This window comes from Sphingopyxis sp. (genome assembly GCF_016793825.1).
Taxonomy (GTDB): Bacteria; Pseudomonadota; Alphaproteobacteria; order Sphingomonadales; family Sphingomonadaceae; genus Sphingopyxis.
Genome location: NZ_JAEULM010000046.1, coordinates 34,878 through 53,418, shown reverse-complemented (window position 1 = coordinate 53,418; position 18,541 = coordinate 34,878). Strand labels below are relative to the sequence as shown.

Here is an 18,541-nt window from a genome sequence, read left to right as displayed (position 1 = left end):
CAGTGCCAAATTATCTCTTGTCACTATGATTATCATAGTTACTATCGGGCGCAAGAGGTAGAGTCGCCCATGCCCAATCCCGCAGCCGTCATCATCGGAGCCGGAGACGCCACGGGCGGCGCAATCGCGCGCGCGTTCGCCGCCGAAGGACTTACCGCCTGCGTCAATCGCCGCGAACGCAACACCGATGCACTCGAAGCGCTGGCGCAATCGATCCGTGACGACGGGCATCAGGCGCGCGCCTTCCCGGCCGACGCCCGCGACGAAGAGGCGATGATCGCGCTGTTCGACCGGATCGAGGTCGAAGTCGGCCCGGTCGAAGTCGCGGTGTTCAACATCGGCGCCAATGTAAACTTTCCAATCAGCGAGACGACGGTGCGCGTCTATACCAAGGTCTGGGAGATGGCCTGCCTTGGCGGCTTCCTGATGGGGCGCGAGGCGGCAAAGCGGATGATCCCGCGCGGACGCGGCACGATCCTCTTCACCGGCGCAACCGCCAGCCTGCGCGGCGGATCGGGTTTTGCCGCCTTTTCGGGCGCCAAGGGCGCGCTCCGGATGCTGGCACAGTCGATGGCGCGCGAGTTGGGGCCACAGGGCATCCACGTCGCGCATACGGTCATCGATGGCGCGATCGACACCGACTTCATCAAGGGTCGCCATCCCGATTTCGACAACGCGAAGGTGCAGGACCTGATCCTCAACCCCGCGGCGATCGCCGCCAATTATGTCATGCTCCACAAACAACCCAAAAGCGCGTGGACGCACGAACTCGACCTTCGTCCTTGGGGAGAGAAATGGTGAGCAAGACCCTCGAACTGATTTTCGATTTCGGTAGCCCCAATGCCTATCTGACGTTGAAGGTGTTGCCTGAATTGCTCGATCGCACCGGCGCCGATCTCGTCGTCACGCCATGCCTGCTCGGCGGCATTTTCAAAGCGACGGGGAACAAGGCGCCCATGGTGCAATATGCCGAAGCGCCAGCCAAACTCGCCTACGAACATCTTGAGATGCGGCGTTTTATCGAGAAGCACGGCCTCTCCAGATTCCGCCTCAACCCGCATTTCCCGGTCAACACGCTGACCATCATGCGCGGCGCGATCGTCGCCGGGGACGAAGGCACACTCGATGACTATGTCGAAGTCGTGAACCGGGCGATGTGGGAAGACGGGCTGAAGATGGACGATCCCGACGTGATCGTGACCTACCTCTCGGCCAACGGCTTCGACGGCCCAGCCCTCCTTGCGCGGACGCAGGAGGCCGATATCAAGGCAAAGCTGGTCGCCAACACCGAAGCCGCCGTCGCGCGCGGCGTGTTCGGCATCCCGACCTTCTTCGTCGGGGACGAGATGTTCTTCGGCAAGGACCGGCTCGATCAGGTGGAAGAGGCGCTGGCCTGACCACCTCTCACGGTCGTTACGACTACGCGGCGCCGGCTGACGACCGGTAGCGGACGTATCTATCGGGGGGTCCTCTCTCGCTATGTTACACCTTTTGATGCCTGGTGCTATTTCGCCGGATGGCTTGGAAGCGTCAGGCATACCGCCTCAAATTCGCGCTATTGAGGCACTAGCGACCGATAAGGGTTGGAAGGAAACTTGTCGCGGGCAATCAGGTGAAGAGCAGGTGGTTCGCTTGCTGGCACCCGGAGATATCAGCGAGCAGGCTATTGAGGAATTTTCTGATCGCGTTCTCACTCTCGCGTCGCGAATTTCGGTGATAGATGTTTATCAGTCCCATTCCGAGGTTTGCAATCTAGAGCCAGGCACAGTGGCAAGCAACAGCCCTGCAAGTAGCTTGGCATTCGGTCCTCCTGAAGAACTAGAACCTCTGAAGGTTATTGCCATCGACTGCGGATTTACATCCACATTCATTAGGCAGTGCGTCCGGCGGATAGCCAACTCGTCCAGAAGAAGGACGGCTGGGCTGTGCTGGACGCAGGTGAAGATGCAATATCCCGCTACGGGCCATTAATCTGCTTCGGAAAGCTTTCGTGGCTCGGAAATGAGACGCAAAACGTCCGCCCTCCACCCGAAAAGCCGCCATTACCCATAAGAAAAGGGCCGGAGTTTCCCCCGGCCCTTCCCTAACTCATCGTGCCTGAAATCAGGCGCCGGCGACGTCCGCCGTGTCGACCTTGACACCCGGACCCATCGACGACGACAGCGCGATCTTGCGGACATATTTGCCCTTCGCGCCGGCCGGCTTGGCCTTGACGATCGCATCGACGAACGCATCAAAGTTCTGGCGGAGCTTCTCCTCGCCGAACGACAGCTTGCCGATACCGGCGTGGATGATGCCGACCTTTTCGACGCGGAATTCGATCTGGCCGCCCTTGGCTGCCTTGACCGCTTCGGCGACGTTCGGGGTGACGGTGCCCAGCTTCGGGTTCGGCATCAGGCCCTTCGGACCCAGCGTCTTGCCGAGGCGGCCGACGATGCCCATCATGTCCGGCGTCGCGATGACGCGGCCATAGTCGAGGTTGCCCGCGAGCATGTCTTCCATCAGGTCTTCCGCACCGACCTTGTCGGCGCCGGCGGCCAGCGCCTTGTCGACGTTGTCGCCGCGCGCGAACACCGCAACCTTGACGTCCTTGCCGGTGCCGGCGGGCAGCGTGACGACGCCGCGGACCATCTGGTCGGCATGACGCGGGTCGACGCCCAGGTTCATCGCGATTTCCAGCGTTTCGTCGAACTTGGCCGAGGCCAGTTCGCGCACCGTCTTGATCGCTTCGTCAACGCCGTGCAGCTTCAGCGCGTCGACCTTGCCCTCAAGGGCCTTCTGCTTCTTGGTCAGCTTTGCCATGGGGTCAGCCCTCCGTCACTTCGAGGCCCATCGAACGGGCGCTGCCCTCGATGATCTTCGTTGCCTGTTCCAGGTCGTTCGCATTGAGATCCTTCATCTTGATCTCGGCGATTTCGGTCAGCTTCGAACGGGCGATCTTGCCGCCGCTGATCTTGCCGGGCTCCTTCGAACCCGATTTCAGGTTCGCGGCCTTCTTGATCAGATAAGTCGCCGGGGGCGTCTTGGTGATGAAGGAAAAGCTCTTGTCGGCGAAGACGGTGATGATCGTCGGGGTCGGCTGACCCTTTTCGAGGCCGTCGGTCGCGGCGTTGAACGCCTTGCAGAATTCCATGATGTTGACGCCGCGCTGACCAAGCGCCGGCCCAAGCGGCGGCGACGGGTTGGCGGTGCCGGCGGGCACCTGCAGCTTGATGTAGCCGCTGATCTTCTTAGCCATGATGGCCTCCTGTCTTTCTGTTGCCCCGGACCGATCCGGGACTCAAAATAAGCGGTCGAACGGAAGGGCATCACCCCTTCCTCCCGCGCGGAATCACGTCCGTGTCTGACGCGAAGCGGCGCCACTAGCCGCAAACGTCGCAGAAAACAAGCCTTATGCGTCGCCCTCGGGCCGGGTGATGCGCAGCAACCCTTCCTGCATCGCCGAGGCGATCAGCGTGCCGTCCTGCCGATAGACCAGGCCGCGATTGATCCCGCGGCTGGCGCCGGTCCAGTCGCTGTCCATCACATAGACGAACCATTGATCGGCGCGCACGTCGTCGTGAAACCACATCGCATGGTCGAGGCTGGTCGAGAACAATCCCGGTGTCGACCAGGTAAAGCCATGCGGCAGCAGCGAAGAGGACAGGAGCCCCATGTCCGACGCATAGGCGAGGAAAGCGCGGTGAAGCAGCGGATCGTCGCCGATCGGTGCGGCCAGCCGATACCATTGATAATGCGTCGTTCCCTTTTCGACCGACGAGGGACGAAAGCTGCGGATCTCGAAGGGGCGAAGCCGCGCCATTCGGTCGAGCTGCGCGTCGCTGACATTGGGGTCCGCGGCCAGATTCTCGACGAACTCGGCGCACTCCTCAGGCGGCAGCACATCGGGCATCGGCGCCTGATGCGCGGCGCCGGGCTCGGGCGCGTGGAACGAGGCGGTAAGGTTGAAGATCACCTTGCCATCCTGCCGGACGACAACGCGGCGGTTCGCGAAGCTGCGGCCATCGAAATCGCGGTGAACACGGAAATGGAGCGGCTTTGCCTCGTCGCCGCCGCGCAGGAAATAGGCGTGGAGCGAATGCGCGGTCTTGGCCGGATCGACGGTGCGTGCTGCCGCGACGAGCGCCTGCGCGATCACCTGCCCGCCAAAGATGCGTTGCCGCGTAGGCTTGTTGAAGGCGGGAAAGGTGAATTCGTCTTCCAGACCCGGCACGCGCTCCAGGTCGAACAGGCGCGTCACCGCCGCGACGACCTTCTCGGGCGAAAAGGCCGACTGGATTTCGCGTGCGCGATCGACGCGGGCCTGAATCTCGTCGGGAGTCAGGCTCATGACATCATCCGATCCGTTGACTGGTGGCGGCCGATGACCGTCACTTCATGCGTTCGACCTGCTCGAAATCGAGCTCGACGGGCGTCGCGCGACCGAAGATCGACACCGACACCTTGACGCGCGCCTTGTCGAAGTCGAGTTCCTCGACCACGCCATTGAAGCTCGCGAACGGGCCTTCCAGCACCTTGACCTGATCGCCGATTTCGTAATCGACGCGAATTTCCTGCTTGGGGCGCGCCGCGGCCTCTTCCTTGCTGTTGAGGATGCGTGCGGCTTCGGCTTCGCTGATCGCCTGCGGCTTGCCCGACGAACCGAGGAAACCCGTCACCTTCGGCGTATTCTTGACAAGGTGATAGACGTCGTCGCTCATCGTGAGCTTGGCGAGGACATAGCCGGGGAAGAATTTCCGTTCGGCCTGCACCTTCTTGCCGCGCTTCACTTCGGTGACGGTCTCGACCGGCACTTCGACCGCCTCGACGAAATCGCTGAGGCCCATGCGTTCGGCTTCGGCCAGCACCGAATCGCGAACCTTGTTTTCGAAGCCCGAATAGGCGTGAATGATGTACCAGCGCGCCATGATGCGTGTCCCTTTTACCCTGCGGTGCCGCGCTTAGCGCGCGAGCGACGTCAGCCAGCTGACGATGAATTTGAAAACCGTGTCGACGCCGAAAAAGAAGAGCGCCAGGAGCGTGGTCATGATCAGCACCAGGATGGTGGTCTGCACCGTCTCGCGGCTCGAAGGCCACACGATCTTGGTAGCCTCGGTCTTCACCTGGTTGACGAATTCGCCAATTTTGGGCTTGGCCATATCGCGCGTCCTGTCCTTCAAACGTCCAATGATCCGGGCCAGATGGGTTGCCGCCCTCCGCGCGTCAAGCACGCTTCGGGCAATAGTCCGCCCACCCTCCCCGAGCATGTCGGCGAAAGGCGGAAGGAAAACGGCGCATCTGTCCGAATGATGCGGCCTTTAAACGGGCCTCCGCACCTTGGCAAGCGATTGCAGCAGGCGCCGCGGTCAGGCCGGCGAGGAGAGCTTCATCAGCACAAGGCCCGCGACGATCAGCAACGCGGCAAGAATGCGCACGCCGCCCGCCGGTTCGCCGAGCACGGCAATTCCTACCAGAAAGGCCCCGACCGCCCCGATCCCGGTCCAGATCGTATAGGCGGTACCCAGCGGCAGCGCCTTCATCGACAACGAAAGCAGCGCAAAGCTGATGGTCATCGCGACCAGCGTGACGACCGTCGGGCCGGGGCGCGTAAAGCCCTCCGACTGTTTCATGGCCAAAGCCCAGACGACTTCGAACAATCCCGCGATGATCAGGTAAACCCAGGGCATGACAGCCTCCTCGATGGCTGCCGGGCCGTCCCGGTCCTGTAACCTGCGGCGCCGCAGGCAGGGACGTGGCCCTTTTAGGGTCTGGCCGGCCTGGCAGGGGCAGCAGGACTTGAACCCGCGACCCTCGGTTTTGGAGACCGATGCTCTACCAACTGAGCTATACCCCTAGGCCGGAGTGCGCCCTTAGCCGCATCGGGGGGCGGGGCGCAAGGGGATTGGTGCGATCCTCGCACCGGCCCGCCATGCGACAGGACGTGCGCCGGCAAAGTGGAGCGGACGTCGCTTGCAAAGGGGCGGCAGGCTGATATGCGCAGCCGCTCATGGTTGCCGCCGAGTCCTCCGCCCCACCGCAACATTATCTGGGCGGCATCGCGCTGCGGCTGGTCGCCATGGCCAGCCTTTCCGGCATGTATGCCGTCGTCAAACTGGTCGATGCGGCGGGCGTCCACATCGTCGAAAGCCTGTTCTGGCGCCAGGCGGTGATCCTGCCGCTGCTCTTTGGCTGGGCGATGACGCACGACGGCCTCGCGACCTTCCGCACCCGGCGGTTCGCCATCCATACCCGCCGCGCGATGATGGGCCTGACCGGCATGGTCTTCAACTTCGGCGGCATGATCTTCCTGCCGATGGCAGAGGCCACGACGATCAACCTGTCGGTGCCGATCTTCGCGGTCATCTTTGCCGCGCTGTTCCTGCACGAACCGACCGGCCGGGCACGATGGAGCGCGGTGATCGCGGGCTTCATCGGCGTCCTCATCGTGCTCAACCCGACCTCGATGCTGGCCGGTGGACTCAACGGCAGCCATGCGATGGGCGCCCTGATCGCGCTGGGCGGCGCCATCATGACGGCGCTGGTGACGATCCAGATCCGCGACCTCGGCCGCACCGAAAGCGCGATCGCGATCGTATTCTGGTTCAGCATGATCTCGCTGGTTCCGCTGGGCATCGCCCTGCCCTTTTTCATCACACCGCACAGCCTCGGCGTGTGGGCGCTGCTGATCGGGCTCGGCCTGGCAGGCGCCGTGGCGCAGATGTCGCTGACCGGCGCGTTACGACTTGCGCCGGTGGCGGTGGTGACCCCGATGGACTATTCCAGCCTGCTGTGGTCGATTGCCTGCGGCTGGTGGCTCTTTGGAACCCTGCCCGCCGATACGACATGGATCGGTGCCCCGTTGATCATCGCCAGCGGCCTGTTCATCGCCTGGCGCGAACATCGTCGGCAGATCGAACGCGCAAAGGATATCGCCGCATGACCCGCCCCATACTCTATCATTGCCCCGACGCGCGGTCGCTGCGTTGCCTGTGGGCAGTCGAGGAAGCCGGGGTCGATGTCGACCTTCGCCTCCTCAAATTCCCGCCGCGCGCGTTCGAACCCGATTATCGCGCCGTGAACCCGCTGATGACGATCCCCGGCTGGGTCGAGGGCGGGCGGCTGATGACCGAATCGACTGCGATCTGCGAACGCATCGCCGAAGGCACCTCGCTGGAACTGGCCCGCGACGAAGCCGATTACTGGGAATGGCGCAACTGGCTGCATCGCAGCGACGCGACGCTGACCTTCCCGCTTGCGATCATGATCCGCTACACCCGCGTCGAACCCGAGGAACGCCGCCTCGCGCAGGCGGTCGACGATTACAAGGCCTTCTTCGGCGGGCGCGCCCGCAGCATCGAGGCGGCGCTGGGCGACGGGCGCGAATGGCTGGTCGCGGGACGTTTCACCATCGCCGACATCGCGATCGGCTATGCGGCCTTTCTGGCGACGACGCTGGGCGCAGACGACGTTCTGGGCGATGCGTCGAAGGCATGGCTGGCGCGGTGCATGGCACGCGACGGCTTCCGGCGCGCGCGCGAAAGGCAGATGGCCGGCCAGGGTCAGGATGACAATTCGGGGCTTGCGTAAGGCATTTCCGCATCGCGATCCCGTCCAAGCAAACGCAACATGGTAACATTATAGTCCCACGCATAGATTTGCTCGTTATGGCACCAAGGCTGGCGGTGCCGGATCTTGCGATAATCGATGCCCTTGAAATCGGGGCCGGGAAGCGGTGGTCCGCGGCGCGTTTCGGCCACCGCGCCGGCCCGCAATCCGGGAGTCCAGTAATCGAGCGCGGGGTCCGTTGCGCGGACGATTTCCAACAAGGCCTTGCGGCCGTTGCGAAATTCGAAACTCGCGTCGGCGATACCGCTTCGGGACCAATAGGCGTAGCAGCGCAGTTGGATCAGCGTCCCGATACGCGACGTTTCTTCGGCTTCCCGTGCCGCGCTCCACGACCAACTTACGAAACCCGCGCCGAGCGCAGCCGACGCCACCGCGATCAGCACGATGCGAAGAGCAGCGCGGCTCCCGCTCAATTCACCATCCGCTCATAGCCCTCCCAATAGGGCGCGCGCAGGTCCTTGCGCAGGATCTTGCCCGATGCGTTGCGCGGCAGCGCCGCGATCACATCGACACTGCGCGGCGCCTTGAACGCGGCGATGCGATCGCGCGCCCAGGCGATGATGTCGGCTTCCTCGATGCTCATGCCCGGTTTCGGGACCACGACCGCCTTCACGGTCTCGCCCCACTTCTGGTCCGGAATGCCGATCACCGCGACCTCCTGTACCGCCGGATGCCCGAAGATCGCGCTCTCGACCTCGGCGGGATAGACATTCTCGCCGCCGGAAATGATCATGTCCTTCATCCGGTCGTGGATGAAGAGATAGCCATCCTCGTCCAGATAGCCGGCGTCGCCGGTGTGAATCCAGCCATCGGCGGTCATCGTCTTCGCCGTCGCGTCGGGCAGGTTCCAGTATCCGATCATGTTGTTCGACGACCGGGTCACGACCTCGCCGACATCACCCGTCGGCACGCTGGCACCGTCGGGACCCAGGATCGCGATCTCGACTCCCGGCAGCGGTTTGCCGGCCGATCGCATCCGCGCATTCCCCTCGGGATCATGATCCTCGGGCGGCAGCATGCAGATCGTGCCCGTCGTCTCGGTCATCCCATAGGCCTGGATGAACTGCGCGCCGAACATCTTGATGCACTGGCGCAGCAACTCGAGCGGGATCGGCGCGGCGCCATAGAGGATATATTTCAGCCGGCCGTAATCGACGCTGGCGCAGCGGGGATGAAGCAACAGCATCTGAAGCGCGGCGGGGACAATGAAAAACCGCGTCACGCCATGCTGTTCGACCGCGTCGAACACGCCGTCGGGATTGAACTCGGCCAGGATGATTCCGGGCAACCCTGCCGCCAGCGCCATGATGCCAAGCCCGGTACCGCCGATATGCGCACAGGGCATCGCGACCAGCACTGCCTCGTCATCTTCCCATTTGGTATAGGGCATGTCGGCTTCGTTCGAATGCTTGCGCAGCGCGAAGAGGTTGCGGTTCGACAGCACCGCACCCTTGGGATTGCCGGTCGTGCCCGAGGTATAGAGTTGGAGAACGGCATCGTCCGATCCGGCGGGGGGGAAGGCTGCGCGCGGTGTGGCCTCGATCAGCGCGCGGGCTTCGTCGGCGCCGATGATGCGCGGGTCGTGGTCGAGCTTTCCGGCGAGTTGCTGCGCCACGCTGTCAAAGCCCGGCCCGGCAAAAACGATCTTCGCCTTCGTGTCGTTGACGACATAGGCCCATTCTCCGGGCGCAAGCCGCCAGCCGATGGGCGCCATCACGACGCCCGCGCGGGCGGCGCCATAGAAGAGGGTGAAATACAGGTCGCTGTTCTTGCCGATCCAGGCGATCCGGTCGCCCTTCTGCAACCCCGCGGCCAGCAGCAGGCTTGCGACGCGCGCGGTACGGTCCTCCAGTTCGGCATAGGTAAAGACGCGCTCGTCCTCACGCATCGCAACGCGATCGGGCCGCTCCGCCGCCCAATGCGTGATGAACTCGTCGAAACTCAAAATATCCGAAACATCGGCGACCATCGCATCACTCTCCTCGACTCGCGTCTCTCGGGCGCGATTGAGCGAAGGCTAACGACTGCAAACGCGAGGTAAAGCGCAGAGATGGAAACCTGTCAGTAGCATCAGGCTTTCCATTGCCTATTGCCAATTTTCCAAATAGTTTTGCAGTTATCATTCAGAGATGCCGGGCCCCGTCATGAAATTTCTTGTGGCTTTACTGATTTCAGGAACAATTGTTTCCGCATCGTTCGCTAACGAAGACGTTCAGGAAATCGTTGTAACAGCGCAGCCGCTATCGCAAACGGCAACCAATCTCGAGAAATGCCTCGCGGCGTCCTGCCCGCCGGAAGCCGACATCAGCGCCACTTTGGCACACGCCGAGAACCAATTCGTCGCCGGCGATTATAAAGGTGCGCGTCGCACGTTGCGCGAATCCATTGACCGGAACCGGCAGTATCGATCCCGCTATCCCGTCGCATTGTCCGAACTCTATCGGGCCAATGCCAATGTACTCGAACATATGGGTGAATTGACCCGTCTACGTCATTCGATCGTCGAAATGCGCGACACGCTGAAAGACAATCTGCCGGCAGACGATCCGCGAGCGCTGGCGGCGGAACTGGAAGTTGCAGACTTTCGATTCAAATCAGGCTTCCCGCAAGATGCGGCAGAAAAATACCTGGCCGTCGAGCGTGATGCGCTCGCGGCCGGCGTCCCGCAGGTCGCTGTGCTGGGGCGATTGCGCTACCTCTCCCTGCTTCTGCAGGACGCGCAGGCGAACAAGCATGACCGGTCACTGTCCAACAAGGCGAGAGACCAGATATCCGGGTTTATTGCCAATCCGACACCCGGTGCAGAACGATTTGCTTTGGTCGGTCGGATATTGCTGGCCCGGTTGGATCGCGCGATGGGCGATCAGCAATCGACAGATGCCTTGATTGCCGAGGTTGTCGCGCAAGGAAGCGCGAACCGCCCGCTGCTAATCTATTCCCCCCCAATAAATCTGGATGATTCAAGACGCTTCTTGCCCGACAAGTGGGTCGACATTGGCTTCTGGGTCAGCGACCGTGGCCGCGTCGAAGAAGCGGAAGTATTGCGCAGCGGTGGTACGCCGGATTGGGCCGACGCCGTGCTGCGCTCGATCGAGAAGCGCCTCTATGTGCCGGCGAAGGCGGCCGACGGCAAACAAAGCAAGTTTTTCATGGTCGAGCGCTACACCTTGACGGCCTATTGGACGGAGGAAGCCGGCACCCGCATGAAGAGTCGAAGCCGCATTCCGCGAATCGAACGACTGGACCTGACCCCTTGACGCAGATTGGCGGTTAGCCCCTACGGAACAACAGCATCAGATTATTGGCCGGCATCGCCCGGCGTTCGGCGAAGGCAAGGCCGGCGTCGGCCGCGGCTGCCGCCACCTGATGGCGGTCGCGCAGGCCCCATTCGGGGTTACGGGCACGGAGTCCCGCATCGAAGGCGCGATTGCTTTCCGCAGTCTCGACTTCGGCCTCCAGATAGGGGCCATAGAGGATCAGCGGCGCGCCTCTCGGCAAAATCCGGGCCGCGCCCGCCAGCAGGCCGAGCGTCGCGGCCCACGGGCTGATGTGCACCATGTTGATGCAGAGGACCGCATCGGCCGACGCCAGCGGCCAGTCGGCTGCCGCAGCGTCGAGCATCAGCGGCGGCGCGAGGTTCGGCACCCGTTCATCGGCGCTCCAGGCGGCGATCGAGGATAGCGCGTCGGCATCGGGATCGCTTGGTTGCCAGTCGAGCCGCGGAAAGGCGGCGGCGAAATGGACAACATGTTCGCCCGACCCGCTGGCGACCTCCAGCACCGTTCCCGCGGGCGGCAACCAGTCGGCGAGCACCGCCGCGATCGCATCGCGGTTCCGCAGCGTGGCAGGCGCATGGCGCCTGGCCCCATCGCCGCCGTCACGCGGCGTCCAGGGTCCGCTCATCGCCGCCCTGCCCGCGCTTCGACGAGCATCCGCCGGGCGCGAATGAAAACCTCGATCCGCTGAAAGGCCAGAAAGCCCAGCGCGAAAGCCAGCAGGATGTCGGTCGCGGCCATCAATCCGGCATGCCCCGGCCCCGCCATCTGTTCCGCCATGGCGCGCGACGCGCTGCGGATGAAGATCAGCACGACGATGAACAGCAAGGCGGCCGGCGACACGGTCTGGCTGAGTTCATGGGTTTCCGGGTCGACGGCGATCTTCATCAGTTTGCCGCGTGTCCAGCCCAGCGCGGCGCCCACGCCCAACGCGAGCAGGCACCAGAGCCAGGTCGCGCCATGCGGCGGAGCGCTCCAGAACACGAAGCCGACCAGCACGGCATAGAGCGCCGGCAATATCCACAACCTCTCCAGCCGCAGCCGCCGCGCCTTGCCGACCGCCCGCAGACGAAAGAAGAGAACGAGGAGGATAATCGCCCCGGGAATCGCATATTGCATCCAGGCCGAAGGCGCCGCGGTCGCATTCATTGCCGTCTCACCCAGCCTTCGCTTGCGCACGCGCGCGGCGTTCGCGAACGATGAGCCACAGGAACAGGCCGACCGGCCCCGCCATCAACGTCAGGAACAGGAAGGGGACCTGCACGATCCGGCCGAACCCCTTGCCGTCGGCATCGCGGGCGATCCACATGCCGGTGAACAGGTCGAACGCCAAATAATGGACCCACCCCAAAGTCGCCCCCCCCGGTGTATCGAATAGTTTCATCACGCCCGCCAGCGAGGAGAAGCTCCCGCCGCCCTGCCCCCCCGGATCGATCCCACCGGTCAGGAAGCCCGTGATCAGCACAAGGTAGAGAAGGCAAAGCAGCAGCACGCCGGCATACATGATGAAAGACAATATGCGCGGGCTGCGCGGCGCGAAGGCGAGCATCAGCCAGCCCACGAAGGCCCAGTAATTGGCCAGCAGATAGATGGTGTTCCAGCTCATGGTGCCCCCTTGTTTCTAGATGAGCCCGCCAAGGCCGAAGAGAAGAATGCCGCCGAACAAGGCAATCAGCCCGACCGTCACGATCAGCAACGTCATTCGCGCTGCGGGCAGGCGCCGCACCGCCAGGAACGCGGCGGCAAGACCCAGGCCGAAGGCGATCAGCGGCGCATAAAGGAAGACCCAGTCATAGCTGAACTCCCGGCGAACGCGGATCAACTCCCATTGCTCGACGACCAGCCCGTAAATCGTAATCGCGGCCAGCCAGACCGCCAAAAAAACCACCGCGAACAGCGCACCGCCGGCCAGACAACCGGCGCCGGTGCTTTTCCCCTCGCGATCTACCATGCTGTCCAAAGGTCGTTGACCTCGCTCAACTACGTCGTTTCCGCCGCATCACCCTGTTCATTCCATGCCAGCACGGGTTTGCGCGCTGCAAGCGTTTCGTCAAGTCGCGCGCGCGGGGCGAAATGCGGCGCCGATTTCAGCGCCGGATCGCCCTGCTGCGCACGCAGCGCGATGCTACGGAGCGCGCCGATGAACTGATCGAGAACCGCCTTTGATTCGGTCTCGGTCGGTTCGACCAGCATTGCGCCATGGACGACGAGCGGAAAATACACCGTCATCGGATGATAGCCCTCGTCGATCAGTCCCTTGGCGATATCGAGCGTCGAGAATCCTTCGGCGAGGCCGCGATCGCTGAACAACGCCTCGTGCATGCACGGCCCCGAAGCGCCAAAGGGCGCGTCGAGCACGTCCTCAAGGTTGCGCAGGACATAGTTGGCGTTGAGCACCGCATCCTCGGCGACCTGCCTGAGACCATCGGCGCCATGGCTGAGGATATAGGTCAGTGCGCGGGTGAACATACCCATCTGGCCGTGAAAGGCGGTCATGCGCCCAAAGCTCTGGGGATGATCCTCGTCGGCGTTTTCTTCCTCGATCAGGCGGAATGCGCCGTCCGCGAGCCTTGTCACGAACGGTAGCGGCGCGAACGGCGCGAGCGCTTCGGACAGAACGACCGGACCCGACCCCGGCCCGCCGCCGCCGTGCGGGGTTGAAAAGGTCTTGTGGAGATTGATGTGCATCGCATCGACGCCAAGGTCGCCGGGACGCACCCGCCCGACGATCGCGTTGAAGTTGGCACCGTCGCAATAGACATAACCGCCGGCCGCATGCACCGCGTCCGAAATCGCCTTCAGGTCGCGCTCAAACAGCCCGCAAGTATTGGGATTGGTGATCATCACGCCGGCAACATCGGGGCCAAGCCGCGCCGTCAGCGCCGCAAGGTCGACGCGCCCTTCGCCGGTCGCGGGGATATCCTCGACCGTGAAACCCGCGAAGGCCGCAGTGGCGGGGTTGGTGCCGTGCGCGCTTTCAGGCACGAGCAGGACGCGCCGATCCTCGCCACGTGCCTCCAGCGCCGCCTTGATGCACAGGATCCCGCAAAGCTCCCCATGCGCTCCGGCTTTCGGCGACATGGCGACGCTGTGCATACCGGTCAGCGTGACCAGCCATTCGGCGAGTTCGTGAATGACCGCATAGGCCCCTTGCACGGTTTCCTGTGGTTGCAGCGGATGCGCGTCGGCAAAACCCGGCATCCGGGCGACCTTTTCGTTCAGCCGCGGATTATGCTTCATCGTGCAGCTTCCGAGCGGGAAAAGCCCGAGGTCGATCGCATAATTCTGCCGCGACAGGCGCGTATAGTGGCGCACCGTCTCGGACTCGCTGAGCCCCGGGAGACCGATCGGCGCCGATCGGGCCAAAGCCCCCATATCGATGGCGGGCGCAGCGTCGTCGAAATCGACGCCGGTCGTCGCGTCGGACCCGATTTCAAAGATCAACGGTTCTTCGAGCATCAACGCCCGGTTGCCCGTGAAGGTGGTGTTGTCGTCGGCCCCGCCGGCGATCATTTCGGGGCGCCAGCCGGCGCGGTTGAGCGCGGTCATGCCAGAACCTCCTTCAGCGCGGCGGCAAAGGCCGCGACATCCTCTGCCGTCACCGTCTCCGTAACCGCGACGACAAGGCCGTTCGCCAGCCCTTCATTGTCGGGATACAGCCGGCCAAGCGATACGCCGCCCAGAATGCCCTTTTCGGCCAGCGCATGGATCACCGGGCGCGCGGCGGTTGGCAGCACCAGCGTGAATTCGTTGAAGAAGCTGTCGTTCATGACCGACACGCCGGGCAGCTTCGAAAGTTCGGCGGCGGCCGCTTTCGCGCGGGTGTGGTTGATCGCGGCAAGCTGACGAAGCCCCGCCTCGCCCAGCAATGTCATGTGAATACTGAAAGCGAGCGCGCAAAGACCAGAATTCGTGCAGATATTGCTCGTCGCCTTTTCGCGGCGAATATGCTGTTCGCGCGTCGAAAGGGTCAGCACGAAACCGCGCTTGCCGTTGGCATCGACGGTTTCGCCACACAGTCGACCGGGCATCTGGCGGACATATTTGGACTTGCATGCGAAGAGCCCGACATAGGGCCCGCCGAACTGGAGCCCGACGCCAAGCGACTGCCCCTCGCCGACGATAATGTCGGCTCCCATCTCGCCCGGCGCCTTGATGAGGCCGAGCGCGACGGGTTCGGTCACCACCGCGATCAACAGCGCACCGGCAGCCTGACACGCTTCGGCCAGCTTCGTCATGTCATCGATCCGGCCGAGAATATCGGGATACTGGACGACGACGCAGCTTGTGTCCTTGTCGATGTTCGCGGCGAGCGTGGTCCAGTCGGTCTGCGAACCGAGGCCGGGATCACCATCGACCAGATGATCGCCCGTATATTTCGCCATTGTACGCGCAACGCTGCGGTAATGCGGATGAAGGCCGGTCGACAACAAAGCCTTGCTGCGCCGGGTGATGCGCCGCGCCATGACGATTGCTTCCCAGCAAGCAGTCGAACCATCGTACATCGACGCATTGGCGACATCGGTTCCCAACAGCCGTGCGACCTGGCTCTGAAACTCGAACAGCATCTGCAACGTGCCCTGCGCAATTTCGGGCTGATAGGGCGTATAGGCGGTCAAGAACTCGCCGCGCTGGATCAGGTGGTCGACGCTTGCGGGGACATGATGGCGATAAGCGCCGGCGCCGAGGAAGAACGGTCCGTCGCCCGCGGCATGATTTCGCCTCGCGAGCGACGCCATGTGGCGCTCGACCGCCAACTCGCTCGCATGCATCGGCAGGCCTGGAATCGGTCCATCGAGCCGGACCTCGGCGGGCACGTCCACGAACAGATCGTCGATCGAGGAGGCCTCGACCGCGGCAAGCATCGCGGTCCGGTCATCGCTGGTAAGAGGAAGATACCGCATGAATTACTCCGGAGAAGAGACTGGTTTCGAAGAAAAAAGCTGGACGGTGTCGGCAAGCGTGCCCGAAAAGACCGCAGGCCCCGCATGCGTGGTTCGGATCCAGGGCGCGAGCCATATCCGGAAGCCGACGTCGCGAACGCGGCGGCAAAAGGCATAGTCGTCGGAGAGCAGCGCCTGATTTTCGGGCTCGATCAATGGGCAGAAGAACGCCGGTTCGATTTCGCCGACGCCGTGCGTCTGCCGTTCGAGCGGGTCCGGGCGAAAGACAAGGTCGGGCAAAGCGTCCAGCATCCCTTCCATGACCGCGCGGCGGATCAGCATCATCGCCGTGCCAAGCCGCGCCAGCTCGACAAGGTCGGTCATCTTGAAGCTCTGATTCGGGTTCACGAATTGCAGCGCGAACTCGCCCGCATAGCGCGCAAGCTCGGCCGGATTGTCCTTCGCAAGCCCCAACTCGACCGCCCGCGCCACGTTGCGCCAGTTGATCATCCGCCGTGGATAGGCCCCGCCCAGCACGCCGACCTCGGCGTTCGCGTCCATCGCCCGGATCAACGAAAAGACATCGTCGGGCGAAAAGTCGATGTCGGCATCGATGAACAGCAAGTGCGTGCAGTCGCTTTGGAGGAACATCGCGGACAAAAGATTGCGCGCGCGGCTGATCGACGGCTGATACAGGATGAACTCGAAGCGCACGGGCATGCCCGCCGCCTGCGCGCGCAAGGCAAGGTCGAGCAGGGCGCGGACATAGGTTCCCTGCGCCCCTTCATAGATCGGCGTCGCAACCATCAGGCGACAATTGGCAAGCGCGGCGTCGGTCATCGCATCGACTCCATCCCCCCGCAAGCGGGAGGGGTTGGGCATGATGGCGGGAGGAGACTTGCCCCAAGCCTGCTCCCGGTCTCTCCCGCCCGGCGGCGGGGCGAACGATCACAGGTCGGCGATATAATCCTTGTACGCCTGTGCGTTCATCAGCGCATCGAGCTGACTCTTGTCGGTCAGCGTCAGACGGAAGAACCAGCCTTCACCCTCGGGATCGCTGTTCACCAGCGCCGGATCTTCCTCCAGCTGGCCATTGCCCTCTGTCACCACGCCATCGACAGGCGCATAGACATCGCTCGCCGCCTTGACCGATTCGACGACCGCAGCATCGCCGCCCTGGCTTAGTTCCGCGCCGGTATCGGGTACCTCGACGAAAACGATGTCACCAAGCTGGCTTTGCGCAAAATCGGTGATCCCGACGGTAGCGACATCGCCGTCGACGTCGATCCATTCATGTTCTTCGGTGTAATAACGCGGCATCGGTCAGCCTCCCTGTTTGCGCACATAGCGGTGTGGAACGAACGGCATCGCGGCGACGGTGCAAGGCACCCGCTTTCCGCGGACTTCGGCGGCAAGCGCCGTACCGGGCACGGCATGGTCGCGCGGCACATAACCCATGGCGATCGGGGCACCGACGCTGGGCGCGAAGCCGCCCGACGTCACGACGCCGATCTCTTGCTCTCCGTCGAAGAGCTTCGCGCCCTCGCGCACCGGCACCTTGCCGTCGATCAGCAAACCGGCGCGGCGGCGCGGCGGCCCCTCTTCGAGATGACCGAGGATACGCGCGGCTCCGGGAAAATTCTCCTCGCCACGGCGGCGCTTGCCGACGGCAAAGCCAAGATCCGCCTCGACCGGATCAATCTCGGGCGAAAGGTCGTGACCATAGAGCGGCAAGCCGGCTTCGAGACGCAGCGAGTCCCGCGCGCCAAGGCCGATCGGCTTCACCTCTTCCATCGCGCAGAGCGCATCGGCGAACGCGGCCAGCGCCTCATTCGGCAGCGAGATTTCGAAGCCGTCCTCGCCGGTATAGCCCGAACGGCTGATACCGATCGCATGTCCTTGCCATTCGGCGGGGATCGCCTGCATGAAGACAAGCGCAGCGACGTCGGGAACGAGCCTCGCGAGCGCATCGACCGCCTTCGGTCCCTGCAATGCCAGCAGGCCATAATCTTCATTATGGTTGAGCGTGATGTGATCGGGCAGATTCTCGCGCAGGTACCCGATATCGTCCCACTTCACCGCGCCATTGACGACAATCCCGTACTGGTCGCCTTCGTTGGTGATCATCAGGTCGTCCAGAACGCCGCCATCCTCGGCCAGCAGCAGCGAATAGCGCATCCGTCCGGGCTTCAATGCCGCTATGTCGCCGGGAACGATCGCTTCCAGCGCCGCCGCGGCGCCGTCGCCCGACAACAGCAATTGCCCCATGTGGCTGACATCGAACAGCCCGGCGTTTTCGCGGACCCACAGATGCTCGGCCATGATGCCTTCATACTGGATCGGCATCCAGTAACCCGCAAACTCCACCATCCGGCCGCCACGGTCGCGGTGCCAGGCGTCAAGCGGCAGCGTTGCGGTCGGTACCGCATCCTCGCCCGTCTGTTCGCTTTCGGTCATAGCAGTCTCCCGTCGTTGACACGGCACGACGCAGCCTCATGCCGCGCTGTGGCCATGCCCCCTCTGTCACGGGAACCTGAGAGTTTTCGCCCGCATGCGCCCCGAACGAGACGCCGCAGGGTTACCCCTTCGGTGGTTCCGGCAGCCGCCGAAACGCTTTCCAGAGTGTCCGTTCCATCCGCGCGGTCCGTTGACCTGAGAGTTTCCGGGGCGGTTGCTCCTTCGGTGGCGGAAGCGGGTTTCCCCTCCCCCGCGCTCTCCCGCGCGGCCGGTCGAATCTCCTCGCGAAGACCCGACGGACCGCCGAGCCTTGGCGCTGCC

The 18,541-nt window shown here is 63.4% G+C and carries 22 protein-coding genes, 1 tRNA gene and 1 riboswitch; of the genes, 5 read left to right on the top strand and 18 right to left on the bottom strand.

Features of this window, described 5'->3' with window-relative positions; translation table 11 throughout:
- Positions 1-69 precede the first annotated feature (69 nt).
- Both JNM03_RS15990 and JNM03_RS15985 read left to right on the top strand, forming a co-directional pair.
- Positions 70-801 (top strand): SDR family oxidoreductase, encoded by a 732-nt coding sequence (locus JNM03_RS15990; protein WP_294038086.1) that lies wholly within the window; start codon positions 70-72, stop codon positions 799-801.
- Positions 795-1,397 (top strand): 2-hydroxychromene-2-carboxylate isomerase, encoded by a 603-nt coding sequence (locus JNM03_RS15985; RefSeq protein WP_294038085.1) that lies wholly within the window; start codon positions 795-797, stop codon positions 1,395-1,397. Before JNM03_RS15990 ends, JNM03_RS15985 begins: the two co-directional genes overlap by 7 nt.
- Positions 1,398-2,103: 706 nt before the next feature.
- Here JNM03_RS15985 and rplA read toward each other — a convergent pair.
- The 7 genes from rplA to JNM03_RS15950 all read right to left on the bottom strand — a co-directional run bounded on the left by rplA (position 2,104) and on the right by JNM03_RS15950 (position 5,833).
- Positions 2,104-2,802 (bottom strand): 50S ribosomal protein L1, encoded by a 699-nt coding sequence (rplA, locus tag JNM03_RS15980; RefSeq protein WP_294038084.1) that lies wholly within the window; start codon positions 2,800-2,802, stop codon positions 2,104-2,106.
- 4 nt (positions 2,803-2,806) lie between these two features.
- Positions 2,807-3,238, bottom strand: coding sequence for a 50S ribosomal protein L11 (gene rplK / locus JNM03_RS15975; protein WP_294038083.1), 432 nt, complete (start codon positions 3,236-3,238; stop codon positions 2,807-2,809).
- A 153-nt stretch (positions 3,239-3,391) separates the two neighbouring features.
- A complete protein-coding gene (locus tag JNM03_RS15970; RefSeq protein WP_294038081.1) occupies positions 3,392-4,330 on the bottom strand; it encodes an acyl-CoA thioesterase II in 939 nt (312 codons plus the stop codon).
- 40 nt (positions 4,331-4,370) lie between these two features.
- Positions 4,371-4,907, bottom strand: a complete 537-nt coding sequence (gene nusG / locus JNM03_RS15965; RefSeq protein ID WP_294038079.1) for a transcription termination/antitermination protein NusG — start codon at positions 4,905-4,907, stop codon at positions 4,371-4,373.
- A 33-nt stretch (positions 4,908-4,940) separates the two neighbouring features.
- The gene (gene secE / locus JNM03_RS15960) at positions 4,941-5,138 is read right to left on the bottom strand and encodes a preprotein translocase subunit SecE (RefSeq protein WP_294038078.1); all 198 of its coding nucleotides are present in this window, start codon (positions 5,136-5,138) and stop codon (positions 4,941-4,943) included.
- A 207-nt stretch (positions 5,139-5,345) separates the two neighbouring features.
- Positions 5,346-5,666: a multidrug efflux SMR transporter gene (locus tag JNM03_RS15955; RefSeq protein ID WP_294038077.1), complete on the bottom strand. Its 321-nt coding sequence runs from the start codon at positions 5,664-5,666 to the stop codon at positions 5,346-5,348.
- Positions 5,667-5,757: 91 nt separating this feature from the next.
- Positions 5,758-5,833 (bottom strand) — tRNA-Trp (locus JNM03_RS15950).
- Positions 5,834-5,986: 153 nt separating this feature from the next.
- On the opposite strand from JNM03_RS15950, the gene JNM03_RS15945 reads away from it, so the two are divergent.
- Both JNM03_RS15945 and JNM03_RS15940 read left to right on the top strand, forming a co-directional pair.
- Entirely contained in the window at positions 5,987-6,919 is a 933-nt protein-coding gene (locus tag JNM03_RS15945; RefSeq protein WP_294038076.1) for a DMT family transporter, read from the top strand.
- Positions 6,916-7,566, top strand: coding sequence for a glutathione S-transferase family protein (locus tag JNM03_RS15940; RefSeq protein ID WP_294038075.1), 651 nt, complete (start codon positions 6,916-6,918; stop codon positions 7,564-7,566). The genes JNM03_RS15945 and JNM03_RS15940 overlap by 4 nt, the downstream gene beginning before the upstream one ends.
- Here JNM03_RS15940 and JNM03_RS15935 read toward each other — a convergent pair.
- Both JNM03_RS15935 and JNM03_RS15930 read right to left on the bottom strand, forming a co-directional pair.
- Complete coding sequence (locus JNM03_RS15935; RefSeq protein WP_294038074.1) at positions 7,539-8,018, bottom strand: hypothetical protein; 480 nt, start codon at positions 8,016-8,018, stop codon at positions 7,539-7,541. The two genes, JNM03_RS15940 and JNM03_RS15935, sit on opposite strands and share 28 nt — an antisense overlap.
- The gene (locus tag JNM03_RS15930) at positions 8,015-9,574 is read right to left on the bottom strand and encodes a fatty acid--CoA ligase (protein WP_294038073.1); all 1,560 of its coding nucleotides are present in this window, start codon (positions 9,572-9,574) and stop codon (positions 8,015-8,017) included. The genes JNM03_RS15935 and JNM03_RS15930 overlap by 4 nt, the downstream gene beginning before the upstream one ends.
- Positions 9,575-9,749: 175 nt before the next feature.
- On the opposite strand from JNM03_RS15930, the gene JNM03_RS15925 reads away from it, so the two are divergent.
- Positions 9,750-10,862, top strand: coding sequence for a hypothetical protein (locus JNM03_RS15925; RefSeq protein WP_294038072.1), 1,113 nt, complete (start codon positions 9,750-9,752; stop codon positions 10,860-10,862).
- Positions 10,863-10,875: 13 nt separating this feature from the next.
- Here JNM03_RS15925 and JNM03_RS15920 read toward each other — a convergent pair whose 3' ends face one another.
- From JNM03_RS15920 to gcvT, 9 genes are all read right to left on the bottom strand, one after another.
- Positions 10,876-11,508 (bottom strand): DUF938 domain-containing protein, encoded by a 633-nt coding sequence (locus JNM03_RS15920; protein ID WP_294038071.1) that lies wholly within the window; start codon positions 11,506-11,508, stop codon positions 10,876-10,878.
- A complete protein-coding gene (locus tag JNM03_RS15915; RefSeq protein WP_294038070.1) occupies positions 11,505-12,029 on the bottom strand; it encodes a CcdC protein domain-containing protein in 525 nt (174 codons plus the stop codon). Before JNM03_RS15915 ends, JNM03_RS15920 begins: the two co-directional genes overlap by 4 nt.
- Before the next feature lie 7 nt (positions 12,030-12,036).
- Positions 12,037-12,486, bottom strand: coding sequence for an ABA4-like family protein (locus JNM03_RS15910; RefSeq protein ID WP_294038069.1), 450 nt, complete (start codon positions 12,484-12,486; stop codon positions 12,037-12,039).
- Positions 12,487-12,501: 15 nt separating this feature from the next.
- Positions 12,502-12,831: a hypothetical protein gene (locus tag JNM03_RS15905; protein ID WP_294038068.1), complete on the bottom strand. Its 330-nt coding sequence runs from the start codon at positions 12,829-12,831 to the stop codon at positions 12,502-12,504.
- A 29-nt stretch (positions 12,832-12,860) separates the two neighbouring features.
- Positions 12,861-14,429 carry an aminomethyl-transferring glycine dehydrogenase subunit GcvPB gene (gcvPB, locus tag JNM03_RS15900; RefSeq protein ID WP_294038067.1) on the bottom strand — a complete coding sequence of 523 codons (1,569 nt, stop codon included), beginning with the start codon at positions 14,427-14,429 and terminating at the stop codon, positions 12,861-12,863.
- Positions 14,426-15,784, bottom strand: coding sequence for an aminomethyl-transferring glycine dehydrogenase subunit GcvPA (gene gcvPA / locus JNM03_RS15895; RefSeq protein ID WP_294038066.1), 1,359 nt, complete (start codon positions 15,782-15,784; stop codon positions 14,426-14,428). Before gcvPA ends, gcvPB begins: the two co-directional genes overlap by 4 nt.
- A gap of 3 nt (positions 15,785-15,787) precedes the next feature.
- Positions 15,788-16,603, bottom strand: coding sequence for a hypothetical protein (locus tag JNM03_RS15890; RefSeq protein WP_294038065.1), 816 nt, complete (start codon positions 16,601-16,603; stop codon positions 15,788-15,790).
- 108 nt (positions 16,604-16,711) lie between these two features.
- Complete coding sequence (gcvH, locus tag JNM03_RS15885; RefSeq protein ID WP_294038064.1) at positions 16,712-17,083, bottom strand: glycine cleavage system protein GcvH; 372 nt, start codon at positions 17,081-17,083, stop codon at positions 16,712-16,714.
- A gap of 3 nt (positions 17,084-17,086) precedes the next feature.
- Positions 17,087-18,220 (bottom strand): glycine cleavage system aminomethyltransferase GcvT, encoded by a 1,134-nt coding sequence (gene gcvT / locus JNM03_RS15880; protein WP_294038063.1) that lies wholly within the window; start codon positions 18,218-18,220, stop codon positions 17,087-17,089.
- Positions 18,221-18,393: 173 nt separating this feature from the next.
- Positions 18,394-18,493: riboswitch (glycine riboswitch) on the bottom strand.
- Positions 18,494-18,541: the final 48 nt, after the last annotated feature.